The 12,222-nt window shown below is 44.4% G+C and carries 10 protein-coding genes; all 10 read left to right on the top strand.

The window, feature by feature from the left end:
• Positions 1 to 2: 2 nt before the first annotated feature.
• The 10 genes from FRZ06_04805 (at position 3) to FRZ06_04850 (ending at position 12,221) form a co-directional block, all read left to right on the top strand.
• Positions 3 to 2,177 carry a bifunctional (p)ppGpp synthetase/guanosine-3',5'-bis(diphosphate) 3'-pyrophosphohydrolase gene (locus tag FRZ06_04805; protein QOX62714.1) on the top strand — a complete coding sequence of 725 codons (2,175 nt, stop codon included), beginning with the start codon at positions 3 to 5 and terminating at the stop codon, positions 2,175 to 2,177.
• Between the two features lie 41 nt (positions 2,178 to 2,218).
• A complete protein-coding gene (locus tag FRZ06_04810) occupies positions 2,219 to 2,668 on the top strand; it encodes a D-tyrosyl-tRNA(Tyr) deacylase (GenBank protein ID QOX62715.1) in 450 nt (149 codons plus the stop codon).
• A gap of 26 nt (positions 2,669 to 2,694) precedes the next feature.
• A complete protein-coding gene (locus tag FRZ06_04815) occupies positions 2,695 to 3,315 on the top strand; it encodes an MBL fold metallo-hydrolase (GenBank protein ID QOX62716.1) in 621 nt (206 codons plus the stop codon).
• Positions 3,239 to 4,846 (top strand): coproporphyrinogen dehydrogenase HemZ, encoded by a 1,608-nt coding sequence (gene hemZ / locus FRZ06_04820; protein ID QOX62717.1) that lies wholly within the window; start codon positions 3,239 to 3,241, stop codon positions 4,844 to 4,846. The genes FRZ06_04815 and hemZ overlap by 77 nt, the downstream gene beginning before the upstream one ends.
• Complete coding sequence (locus FRZ06_04825; protein ID QOX62718.1) at positions 4,840 to 6,150, top strand: histidine--tRNA ligase; 1,311 nt, start codon at positions 4,840 to 4,842, stop codon at positions 6,148 to 6,150. The genes hemZ and FRZ06_04825 overlap by 7 nt, the downstream gene beginning before the upstream one ends.
• 22 nt (positions 6,151 to 6,172) lie before the next feature.
• Positions 6,173 to 7,957 (top strand): aspartate--tRNA ligase, encoded by a 1,785-nt coding sequence (aspS, locus tag FRZ06_04830; protein QOX62719.1) that lies wholly within the window; start codon positions 6,173 to 6,175, stop codon positions 7,955 to 7,957.
• Positions 7,958 to 8,012: 55 nt separating this feature from the next.
• The gene (locus tag FRZ06_04835; protein QOX62720.1) at positions 8,013 to 8,627 is read left to right on the top strand and encodes a nicotinate-nucleotide adenylyltransferase; all 615 of its coding nucleotides are present in this window, start codon (positions 8,013 to 8,015) and stop codon (positions 8,625 to 8,627) included.
• Between the two features lie 41 nt (positions 8,628 to 8,668).
• A complete protein-coding gene (locus FRZ06_04840) occupies positions 8,669 to 9,244 on the top strand; it encodes an HD domain-containing protein (GenBank protein QOX62721.1) in 576 nt (191 codons plus the stop codon).
• 61 nt (positions 9,245 to 9,305) lie between these two features.
• On the top strand, positions 9,306 to 9,662 hold the full coding sequence (rsfS, locus tag FRZ06_04845; protein ID QOX62722.1) for a ribosome silencing factor: 357 nt from the start codon (positions 9,306 to 9,308) through the stop codon (positions 9,660 to 9,662).
• A gap of 87 nt (positions 9,663 to 9,749) precedes the next feature.
• Positions 9,750 to 12,221 (top strand): leucine--tRNA ligase, encoded by a 2,472-nt coding sequence (locus FRZ06_04850; protein QOX62723.1) that lies wholly within the window; start codon positions 9,750 to 9,752, stop codon positions 12,219 to 12,221.
• The last annotated feature ends 1 nt before the right edge of the window (position 12,222 follow it).

Raw genomic sequence — 12,222 nt, forward strand, 5'->3', positions numbered from 1 at the left:
TTATGGAGATAATGGAGCAATTCTTATCGGACCTTCTGCAGATCAACCCGAATATCAATATCGAACTGATCAGGAGGGCTTACCAAAAAGCAGAAGAATTTCATGAAGGACAATTAAGAAAATCGGGTGAACCATATTTGGTTCACCCTGTTGAAGTTGCTAAAATCCTGGCGGAATTGGGCATGGACGAAAACACCATCGTCGCAGGGCTCCTTCATGATACGGTTGAGGATACCTCTTATTCAGAAGCAGAACTGAAGTCTGATTTTGGAGAAGAGGTAGCGCTCCTTGTAGACGGTGTGACGAAGCTGGGCAGCCTTGTTTTTGAAAGCAAAGAAGAACGACAAGCGGAAAATCTAAGAAAGATGTTTCTTGCCATGTCAAAAGATATCCGCGTTTTGATCATCAAGCTTTCGGACAGGCTCCACAATCTCAGAACCATCAACTATATGAGTGAAGAGCAGATCAGGGATAAGTGCAAGGAAACACTGGAAATTTATGCGCCTCTAGCTAGCAGGCTCGGTATCTATACCATGAAGTTTGAGCTTGAGGATATTGCGTTGAAACATCTTGATCCGGAAGCCTACTATGATCTAGTCAGCCAGGTGAAATCCAAAAAGCAGCAGCGTGAAGACTATATCAATAAAGTAATCGCTGAGATCAAGGAGAGCCTTGACGACTTGAAAATACCTTATGAGATTACGGGCCGTTCCAAGCATTTTTACAGCATCTATCGAAAGATGAAGTATCAAAATAAACAGATGGAAGAAATTTTTGATCTGACCGCGGTGCGTATAATCGTTGAGAGTGTGAAAGACTGCTATGCGGTACTTGGTGTGGTTCATACCATGTGGAAGCCTATTCCTGGGAGATTTAAGGATTACATAGCAATGCCCAAGACAAACCGCTATCAATCCTTGCATACCACCGTCATCGGCGACAACGGTGATCCGTTTGAAATCCAGATCAGATCCTATGAAATGCACAGGGTTGCAGAATACGGTATCGCAGCCCATTGGAAATACAAGGAAGGTGTCTCTCAGGACAAGGAAGAAAGTAAACTCGCATGGCTGAGGCAGACCTTGGAATGGCAGAAAGACCTGAATGATCCCAAAGAATTTATGGAAACACTGAAGGTGGATCTATTCTCCAATCAGGTTTTCGTATTCACCCCCAAGGGCGATGTCATAGAACTTCCGGCAGGCTCTACACCGCTGGATTTTGCTTTTAAAATCCATTCAGCCATCGGCGTCAAATGTATCGGTGCCAAGGTGAACGGGAAAATGGTTCCCATCGACCATACGCTGAAAAATGGAAATATTGTTGAGATTGTAACATCATCCAACAGCAAAGGCCCCAGCATTGACTGGCTGAAGATCGCGCAAAGCAGCAATGCCAGAAATAAGATCAGGCAGTGGCTGAAAAAAGAAAATAAATCTGAAAACACGGACAAAGGAAAGGAAATGCTGGAAAAGTACACCAAGAGAAAAGGTTACGACAGCCAGCAGATCATCAAGAGCTCCTATATCAATCGATGTGCGAAGGCCTTTAATCTAGCTTCTGCGGATGACCTTTATACGGCGATCGGTTCCGGAGGCGTTCTTCTGAGCAAGGTTGTTACCATGCTGCTTGGGTATTATCATGAGGATAAGCAGGCAGAACTCAGAAGAAAGGAAAAAACAGAACAAGCTGAAGAAAATAAGAAAAAGCAGAAGAAGAAAGAGCAGACAGGGGTTACCGTTAAAGGCGTTGATAATCTGCTGATCCGCTTCTCCAAATGCTGCAATCCGGTTCCTGGTGATGAAATTATTGGCTTCATTACAAAAGGCAGGGGAATTTCCGTCCACAGAAAAGACTGTATCAATGTGCTCACGCTGCCGGAAGAAGAGCTTCAGCGAACCATTGAGGTTGAATGGGATAAACAGAAAGATAATATGTCCTACGATACCGATATTAATATTCTGGCCGAGGACAGAAAGGGGCTATTCTCCGATTTGTCAAGAGTATGCGAAGATATGGATGTCCATATCGCAGGGGTCAATGCAAAGAGTGCAAAGGATGGAATTATAAACATTACAATGACGTTGTCCATTACCAATACCGGGCAGATCGAAAAGGTGCTGCGATCTTTGCGCAGCGTACAGGGGGTAGCTGACGTTTATCGTGCTATTACCTAGCAATTTGTCATTCGGTAAGATAAAAATCAAAAGGAGTATTTATGCGCGCAGTAGTACAGCGAGTCGTGAAAGCAGATGTAACAGTTGAAGAAAAGGTAACCGGCGCCATTGATCAGGGCTTGATGGTTCTGCTTGGCGTGGAGGATGAGGATGATACAGCTGATGCGGTTTATCTGGCGGATAAAATAGCCGGTTTGCGCATTTTTGAAGACGAAGATGGAAAAATGAATCTGTCCGTAAAGGATGTTGGCGGATCTTTGCTGACAGTGTCGCAGTTTACCTTATTCGGAGATTGCAGAAAAGGAAAGAGACCCAGTTTTATCAAAGCAGCGAGACCTGAAAAAGCAATTGAATTATATAGAAAATTTGTGGACTTGTGCAAGGAACAGGGACTTCCTGTTGAAGAAGGAATATTCCAGGCCGAGATGTTGGTTAGAATATACAACGACGGGCCTGTAACGATATTGTTAGATAGTAAGAAGACCTTTTAGGAAAGTTATCAAAGTGAGGAAAAAAAATGATCTTAAAAAAATTTCTGAGCGGCCCTTTGGCCGTTAACTGTTATGTAGCCGCGGATGAAGCAACAAAAAAGGCTTTTATAGTAGATCCAGGTGGACATAATGCCGATATGGTCAACTATATAAGAGAAAACAAATTACAAATTGAATATATTATCCTGACGCATGGACATGGGGATCATATTGGCGGAGTGCCTGCAGCGTTAGAGGAGTATCCAGGTTCCAAACTGGTGGCCTGTCTTCATGAAAAGGCAATTCTTGAGGATCCTAATATGAATATGTCAAAGATGACTGGCGGAGTGGCTTTATCTCTGAAAGCTGATCATTATGTTACAGACGGTCAGTCACTGAAGGTAGGAGATCTGAATCTTGAATTTCTCCATACACCCGGACACACGCCGGGTGGAATGTGTATTTATGTAGGTGATGCTGTGTTCAGCGGGGATACGTTGTTTCTGCAGTCCATTGGAAGAACAGATTTTCCAGGTTCCTCCTATTTGGCAATCAAGGAATCGATAGAGAATAAACTTTTTACGCTTCCAGATGATACCACAGTACTGCCTGGACATATGGCGCCTACTACCATTGGTTTTGAGAAGGAGAACAATCCTTTTGTATAAAATAAAGCTGCCCCGGGAAATCAATCAATATGAGCTTGAAGAGCTGGTTAAGGTATTCCTGAAAGCAGGCGAATATACATTTATAACTGAGCCAAATACCGTTGATACAACTGATGCAAACACTTCTGGTGAAATAGAGCCAAATGCCGACGCGCTGAACCAAGTCACCTCCGTTGCGAACGGGAACCCAAAACCAGAAGCTGATGTTCTGATTTCTGTTCCCAGTGACCCAGATTTTACAGTTAGAACGGGAGATCAGGAAAATAAGAACAAGCTAAAAGCAGAGGAAAAACCTGAGAAAAATTCTAAGAATCAAATGAAGCGGTTTTTGTTTCGCGAACTGGAGCGACTTACCGGAACAACGCCAGATTGGGGAATTCTTACGGGTGTAAGGCCCGTCAAACTTGCAGGGGAGCTGCTTCAGCGGGAAGGAAGTCTCAAAGAAGTCAGAGAAATTTTAAGTGCGGACTATTTTCTGGCAGAAGAAAAAATTCAGCTTTTGATTGATATTGTTGATTGCCAGAAACAGATCGTAAAGCAGAGTCCGAGTGAGGCCATCGGCCTTTATATTGGAATTCCTTTCTGTCCCACCCGATGTGTATATTGTTCTTTCCCGTCTAATCAGGGCAAACCGGAACAGATTGAAGCATATCTGGAAGCATTGCATCAGGAAATCGCATATACTGCAGAAAATATGAGGAAAAAAGGTTGGTATCCGGAAACGATCTATATCGGCGGCGGAACACCAACCACCCTTCTGCCAGAACAATTGGACAGGCTGTTGTACCATGTTTATGAGGCTTTTGATTTAAGCAAACTCAGAGAGTTTACCGTTGAAGCGGGAAGGCCTGATACCATTACGCCTGAGAAGTTAGCGGTGATCAAGAAGTACAAGATTGATCGGATCAGCATCAATCCCCAGTCCATGAATGCGTTGACTTTGGAGAGAATCGGCAGAAATCACAGCCCAGAGGATATTAAAGAAGCATTCCGAATGGCGAGAGCGGCGGGGATTCCTCAGATCAATACCGATCTTATAGCAGGGCTGCCGGATGAGTCGGAAGCGGATTTTGTTACTACTCTGGAGCAGATCCTCGATTTAGCCCCTGAAAACATTACGATCCACACATTGGCCTTGAAGAGAGCCTCAAAACTGAAGGAAATCGACAGCGAATTCAATTATAAACAAGGAAAAAAAGTAAGGGCTATGCTGGATCAGGCAAAAGAAATGCTTGACCGCGGCGGCTTTCATCCTTATTATTTATATCGGCAGAAGCAGATGACCGGAAATTTTGAAAACGTCGGCTACGCCAAAGAAAATACAGAGGGAATCTACAACATTCGGATTATGGAAGAAGCCCAGACCATCATTGCTCTGGGAGCCGGAGGCATCTCAAAAGCCTGGTATCCGGAGGAAAATCGCCTGGAGCGGATTCCCAATGTTTCAAATTATGAAATCTATATAGAGCGTCTGGATGAAATGCTGCAGAGAAAGACGGACAACTTATTCGAGGAGGTAAAAGAATGTTAACAAACGCACCAAAAGGAACCAAAGACATTCTTCCCAGTCAGGTATATAAATGGCATTATGTAGAAAATGCTTTTCGGGAAGCGTGCGGCAGATATGTATTCAAAGAAATCAGAACGCCTGTTTTTGAGCATACCGAGCTGTTCGCCAGAGGCGTTGGCGATACCACCGATATCGTGGAAAAGCAGATGTATACTTTTGAGGATTATGGGAAAAGAAGTATTACATTGAAGCCGGAGGGAACCTCTCCTGTCGTAAGAGCATTTGTTGAGAACAAATTGTATGCAGATATCCAACCGTCAAAATTTTACTATGTCATTCCATGCTTCCGTTATGAGAAACCCCAATCGGGAAGACTCAGAGAATTTCATCAGATGGGGATCGAGATCTTTGGTACGGACAATATGATGGCCGATGCCGAAGTCATCGGCTTTGCATCAGATTTTCTCAGCGGACTGGGGATTCAGGATCTTGAGCTTCGGATCAACAGCATCGGCTGTCCCAAATGCAGAGAAAACTACCGGAAGGTACTCAGAGCGTTTCTGGCACCAAAATATGATGAACTTTGTGACACCTGTAAAGGCCGATACGAAAAGAATCCCATGAGAATTCTGGACTGTAAATCACCGGTCTGTCAGGAATTGGTCAAGGGAGCACCATTGATGCTGGATTATCTTTGTGATGAATGCAAGACTGCTTTTGATGATTTGAAGACAAATCTCGATGCGATGGGAATCAATTATATCGTTGATCCGGGCATCGTGAGAGGTTTGGATTATTATACAAAGACAGCTTTTGAATTTGTATCAGATAAGATCGGTGCCCAGGGCACTGTTTGCGGAGGCGGTCGTTACGACCACCTCATCGAGCAGATTGGAGGTCCGCCCATTCCGGGAGTAGGATTCGGACTGGGAATTGAACGGCTGCTGCTGATTATGGAGGCCGCAGGAATCTCCATCCCGGAACCTGAAAATCTGGATGTATTCATTGCGGTAATGGGAGAGCGGGCTCGTGTCTTTGGCTTAAAGCTGATGAGGGATCTTCGGAATCAGGGGATCAAGGCTGAAATGGATAGTTTGGGTCGGAATATCAAGGGCCAGTTCAAATATGCGGATCGCTTGCATGCCAAATATACCGTAGTAATCGGAGACAATGAGCTGGATCAGAACATTGTTTCTATCAAGAATATGGAAACTTCTGAGCAAAAACCGGTGTCGCTGCAGGAAATTCTTCCGACTTTAAAAGCGCAGCAAAATCAGGAATTACAACAGAATCAGTCTGCAGATTTTACGGTTGATTCGCTTTAAAATATTGAATAGGAGACAGAGTATGGAGAATGTACTGAAAAGGACCCATATGTGCGGGGTTTTGACCGAGAAAAATATCGATGAAAGCGTTGTGCTCAACGGATGGATTCAAAAAAGAAGAAATCTGGGAGGATTGATTTTCTGTGACCTTAGAGATAAGACGGGAATCGTTCAGATCGTCTTTGACGATACCATTCCCCAAGAACTGTTTCAGCAGGCGGACAAGCTGAGAAGCGAATATGTGGTGGGTGTAAAAGGAATTGTCAAGGAGCGGCAGGCAAAGAATAAAGATTTGCCAACTGGTGATATCGAAGTTTTTGTCAGTGGTCTCACCATTTATTCCGAAGCGGATACTCCGCCGATCTACATTAAGGACGACGACGATGTTTCAGAAAATCTGAGACTGAAATACAGATATTTGGATCTGAGAAAAGGAAAAATGCAGAGAAACCTGACTTTCCGTCATCAGATATCCAAGATCACAAGAGAATATTTTGACAGCGAAGGCTTTACCGAGGTGGAGACTCCTATCCTCTGTAAGCCTACTCCTGAAGGAGCAAGAGATTATCTTGTTCCAAGCAGAGTAAATCCGGGACAGTTCTATGCGCTGCCTCAGTCCCCCCAGCTCTTTAAGCAGCTTCTGATGGTCAGCGGAACCGACCGTTACTACCAGATTGCGAAATGTTTCCGTGACGAGGATCTGAGAGCAGACCGTCAGCCGGAATTTACCCAGATTGATCTTGAAATGTCCTTTGTGGACGTAGACGATGTAATCAATGTTCAGGAGCGGTTTTTACAGAAGCTGTTCCGAGAACTGATGAATACAGAAATACAGCTTCCGCTGCCCAGATATCCCTACAAGGAAGCCATGGAACGTTTCGGAAGCGACAAACCGGATACCAGGTTCGGATTCGAATTGAAATTGCTGAATGAAACCGTCAAAGACAGCGAATTCCAGGTTTTTGCCAATGCTTTGGCAGCAGGCGGAGACGTGAGAGGCATCAATATTGAAGGCGGGGCTGAAAAGTTTAGCCGTAAAGATATCGATAAGCTTCAGGATGCAATCAAGAACTTTGGAGCAAAGGGACTTGTTTGGATCAAAATTGGTGAAACCGAAACCACATCCTCCATCAGCAAGTTCTTCACACCGGAAAAGATGAAGGAAATTACCGACGTATTCGGTGGAAAAGCAGGAGATCTGATTCTCGTGGTTGCTGATAAAGCCAAGGTTGTATTTGACAGTTTGGGCTTTCTGAGAAGAGATATCGCCGGAAAGCTGGGTCTTTTGGATGATACTCAGTATAATCTCCTTTGGGTTGTTGACTTCCCGCTCTTTGAATACGATGATGAGTCAGGAGAATACTATGCAATGCATCATCCCTTCACCTCGCCGAGACTGGAAGATGTTCCGAAACTGGATACCGCTCCGGGCGAGGTTAGAGCCAGAGCATATGACATCGTTCTGAACGGTGTTGAACTTGGAGGCGGAAGCATCAGAATCCATGACAGTGTTCTTCAGCGCAAGATGTTTGAGGTTCTTGGATTGTCGGAAGAGACTGTTAAGAGCAAATTCGGCTTCCTGCTGGAAGCGTTCCGGTACGGTACACCGCCTCATGGAGGACTGGCGTACGGTCTTGATCGTCTTGCCATGCTTCTTTCTGGAGAGCATAGTATCAGAGAAGTGATGGCCTTCCCGAAAAATCAGGCGGCAGCAGACCTGGTAAGTGACGCACCAACCTTTGTGCCACAAGAGCAGCTTGATGAACTATCCATCAAGACTGTTGAAATATCTAACAAAGAGCAGTAGACTCCGTTGACAAAGTAAAACCGTGTTGTACCTTGTCAAAGGAGGGTAACATGAAATGAAAAAAATAGGCATTATCGGCGGCACCTTCGATCCGGTGCATTATGGACATCTGATTCTGGCAGAGCAGGCTCGTGTTGAGGCTGCTCTGGATCGGGTCGTCTTTATGCCAGCAATGGTGCAGCCGTTTAAATTGCATACGAAATCAGCGGAAGGGGATCATCGGTACGCAATGCTTTTAGAAGCAGTTTCGGGAAACCCTTATTTTTCTGTGTCAAGAAAAGAGCTGGATTCTCCCGACATCTCCTATACCATCCATACGCTGAAAAGTTTAAAAGAAGAGATGGGGGAGGATGCAGAGCTCTATTTCATTATTGGAACCGATGCCTTTTTGAGCTTAGAGAAATGGTATTCTGCAGAAGAACTGCTGAGAAACTTTTCTTTCGTCATCGGAATGCGTCCCGGCTATAAGGAACAAGAACTCAAAGAGATGATCGATCATGTCAGAGAGATCTATGGAACCCGTGTTGCCGAAATTAACAACTCGGAAGTTGAGATCTCATCTTCTGACATCAAGGAACGAATTCGAACGGGAAAAAGCATTAAGTATCTTTTGCCGGATGGTGTAGAAAGCTATATTAGAAATAACGGGCTCTATACCGTTTTGGATTAAAGCTTGAAATTTGTGGGTATAAATGGTAGTATAATTAAGTTATGCAGTGTACGGATAAAAACTTACTCATTGATTATATCAACAGTAATATGACGGAAAAGAGGCGAATCCATACCTATGCAGTTGCGGAGGAAGCTGTGAAGCTTGCCCGCCGGTACGGAGAGGATGTGGAGAAGGCTGAACTAGCCGCTCTTTTTCATGATTTCTTTCGTGGGATCTCGGTAGAGGAACTCAATGGCTATGTGAAGGCATTTGGTTTAAATCATGTCTATCTGAATAATAATAATTTAGCTCATGGCAAAATTGCTGCCATTGTTATGGAGCGAGATTATCATATTACAGATCAGGATATAATTAATGCAGTCAGCTTTCACACCACTGGCAGGGCAGAAATGTCACTGCTTGAAAAGATCGTTTATTTAGCGGATGCAATTGAGCCAAATCGGGCCTATCCTGGGGTAAATGAGCTTCGAGACCTTGCCACGAAGGACTTGGACAAGGCTTGCCTTCTTTCTCTAAATAGAAACATTGAGTATATCAGGAGCCGAGGGATTTATCTGGACGAAGATACACTGCAGGCAAGAGATAGCTTGCTGAAAAAAATCAGAAATCAGTAAATGCTGGTTTCATAACAAAATAGCATAGATTAAGGTATAAAAGAAGGAAAGGAGTAATTGAATGAATAACAAAGAGGTGGCACTAAAAGCAGCTGCTGTTCTTCTAAACAAGAAGGCAATGGACGTTGTAGTAATTGACATCGCTGAGAAATCATCTTTTGCGGATTATTTTGTCATCGCATCCGGCGGTTCCGAAAGGCAGGTTGGAACCCTTGCGGATGAAGTGGAAGATCAGTTCGCCAAGGAAGGGATCCTCACAAAGAGTGTGGAAGGCAAAAAAACTTCCGGCTGGATCCTGATGGATTTTGGTGATGTTATTGTAAATATATTTACCGTTGAGCAGCGTGACCGATACCATATTGAAAAGGTTTGGAGCGACTGTACATTCCTGGAAATAAACGAAAACGAATTGCAGTAATGAAACAGGGGAATCTGCGATTTCCTTGCATAAGTCTGCCGTTAATCTGTAAACAGATGGCGGGCGAGTATACGGAGGTTAACTTAAATGATTGAGCGCTATGATTTCGGAGAAATCGAAGCCAAATGGCAAAAACACTGGGAGGACAGTAAGCTTTTCAAAACCACTGAGGAAGAGGGAAAGAAAAAGTATTATCTGCTGGAAATGTTCCCCTATCCATCGGGAAAGCTTCATATGGGCCATGTAAGAAACTATTCCATCGGTGACGTGGCCACGAGATACCTCAAAATGAACGGATATAATGTACTTCATCCTATGGGCTGGGACTCTTTCGGTCTGCCTGCGGAGAATGCTGCCATCAAGCATGGAATTCACCCCAATGTATGGACATGGGAAAACATTGCGGAAATGAGAAATCAGCTAAAGCAGCTTGGGTTATCTTATGATTGGGATCGAGAAGTCGCCACCTGCCACCCTGATTATTACAAGTGGATGCAATGGATTTTTATTCAGTTTTTTGAAAAGGGCCTGGCATATAAGAAGAAGAATCCTGTTAACTGGTGTCCTTCTTGTCAGACAGTACTTGCAAATGAGCAGGTCGTTGACGGAGCATGTGAACGCTGTTCTACTCCTGTTGGGAAAAAGGATCTGGATCAGTGGTATCTGAAGATTACCGACTATGCCGATCGCCTGCTGACTGATATTGATCGGCTGGAAGGCTGGCCCAACAAGGTCAAGGTCATGCAAAAAAACTGGATTGGAAAAAGCGTCGGCGGTGAAGTGGATTTCACAATTGAAGGCTTTGACAAGACACTGAAGATATTTACTACCAGGCCTGATACTTTATTTGGCGTTACCTATATGGTACTTGCTCCAGAGCACCCATATGTTAAAGAGCTTATCGCCGGAACGGAATATGAGGCCGCTGTTAATGAGTTCCTCAATAAGCTTCAGTACATGACCGATATTGAAAGAACCGCCACAACCCTTGAAAAGGATGGTATCTTCATCGGAAGATACGCAGTGAATCCTTTGAATGGCAAGAAGGTTCCCGTTTATATTGCAAACTATGTTCTCATGGATTACGGCACCGGTGCTATTATGGCTGTTCCTGCCCACGACCAGAGAGACTTTGATTTCGCTAAGAAATACAATTTGGATATCATTCCAGTCGTCGATCCGAAAAACCCGGAAATCGATATTAACAACCTGAAGGAAGCCTTCGAAGCCGACGGCACTATGATCAATTCCGGACAGTTTGATGGAATGGATGTGGAGACGGCAAAAGAGCAGATTGTGGCTTTCCTTGAGGAGAAGAACATCGGAACAAAGTCTGTAAATTTCAGACTCAGAGACTGGCTGATTTCAAGACAGAGATATTGGGGCTGCCCAATTCCAATGGTCTGGTGTGATCACTGCGGCTGGGTACCGGAAAAGATGGAAAACCTACCGGTTCTTCTGCCAACTGACGTTGTCTTCACCGGGAAAGGAGAGTCGCCGCTGACCACCAGCCCGACCTTCATGGATACCACCTGCCCGAAATGCGGCGGAAAGGCAACGAGAGAAACGGATACCATGGATACCTTCCTGGATTCTTCCTGGTATTTCTTAAAATACACAGATGCCAAGAACATGGAACGGATCTGGGATCAGAAAAAGGCCGATTACTGGATGCCCGTAGACCAATATATCGGAGGTGTAGAGCATGCGATCCTGCATCTACTCTATGCAAGATTTTTTACTAAGTTCCTCTACGACATCGGTTTCAGTGCGGCAGATGAGCCGTTTACAAACCTGCTGACTCAGGGCATGGTGCTCAAGGATGGTACAAAAATGTCAAAATCCAAGGGTAATGTTGTCAGTCCGGAGGAAATTATCAGCAAATACGGAGCAGATACAGCACGTTTATTTATTCTGTTTGCATCTCCGCCGGAAAAGGAACTGGAATGGTCCGATGCTGGAGTGGAGGGAAGCTACCGCTTCCTGAACAGAGTGCACCGACTCGTATTTGAGCTGAATGACAAGCTCAAGGACGTGACTGCATCCAGACAGGCAGTCAGCGCTGAGGACAAAAAGTTAAACTATGCAATGAACGCTACCATTAAGAAAGTATCTGAGGATGTGGGCGGCAGATTTAACTTCAATACAGCGATCAGCTCCATTATGGAACTTGTCAATGAGATCTACCGCTATAAAGAAACAGAGACACTGAATCTGGGACTTCTAAAAGCTGCAGTGGAGAATTTAATTTTGATTTTATCTCCGTTTACACCGCACATTTGCGAGGAAATGTGGGAGTTTACAGGACATAGCGGAACGGTTTATCTCGAAAACTGGCCCGAATATGACGAAGCGGCTCTGGTCAAGGATGCAGTTGAGATTGTAATTCAGTTCAACGGAAAGCTGAAGGACAAGATTGAGGTTCCAAACGGACTCTCCAAGGAGCAGCTGCAGGAAACAGTAATGGATAGTGACAAAGTCAAGGCATTGCTGGCTGGCAAGGAAATTGTAAAAATTGTTGCTGTGCCTAATAAATTGATCAATATTGTCGTAAAATAAC

The sequence above is a fragment of the Clostridiales bacterium genome, assembly GCA_015243575.1.
GTDB lineage: Bacteria > Bacillota > Clostridia > Peptostreptococcales > Anaerovoracaceae > Anoxybacterium > Anoxybacterium hadale.

Bases quoted from the DNA above. Each gene is read 5' to 3' on its own strand.
- FRZ06_04805 (QOX62714.1), top strand. From the start codon at position 3: ATGGAGATAATGGAGCAATTCTTATCGGACCTTCTGCAGATCAACCCG.
- FRZ06_04810 (QOX62715.1), top strand. From the start codon at position 2,219: ATGCGCGCAGTAGTACAGCGAGTCGTGAAAGCAGATGTAACAGTTGAA.
- FRZ06_04815 (QOX62716.1), top strand. From the start codon at position 2,695: ATGATCTTAAAAAAATTTCTGAGCGGCCCTTTGGCCGTTAACTGTTAT.
- hemZ (QOX62717.1), top strand. From the start codon at position 3,239: ATGATACCACAGTACTGCCTGGACATATGGCGCCTACTACCATTGGTT.
- FRZ06_04825 (QOX62718.1), top strand. From the start codon at position 4,840: ATGTTAACAAACGCACCAAAAGGAACCAAAGACATTCTTCCCAGTCAG.
- aspS (QOX62719.1), top strand. From the start codon at position 6,173: ATGGAGAATGTACTGAAAAGGACCCATATGTGCGGGGTTTTGACCGAG.
- FRZ06_04835 (QOX62720.1), top strand. From the start codon at position 8,013: ATGAAAAAAATAGGCATTATCGGCGGCACCTTCGATCCGGTGCATTAT.
- FRZ06_04840 (QOX62721.1), top strand. From the start codon at position 8,669: ATGCAGTGTACGGATAAAAACTTACTCATTGATTATATCAACAGTAAT.
- rsfS (QOX62722.1), top strand. From the start codon at position 9,306: ATGAATAACAAAGAGGTGGCACTAAAAGCAGCTGCTGTTCTTCTAAAC.
- FRZ06_04850 (QOX62723.1), top strand. From the start codon at position 9,750: ATGATTGAGCGCTATGATTTCGGAGAAATCGAAGCCAAATGGCAAAAA.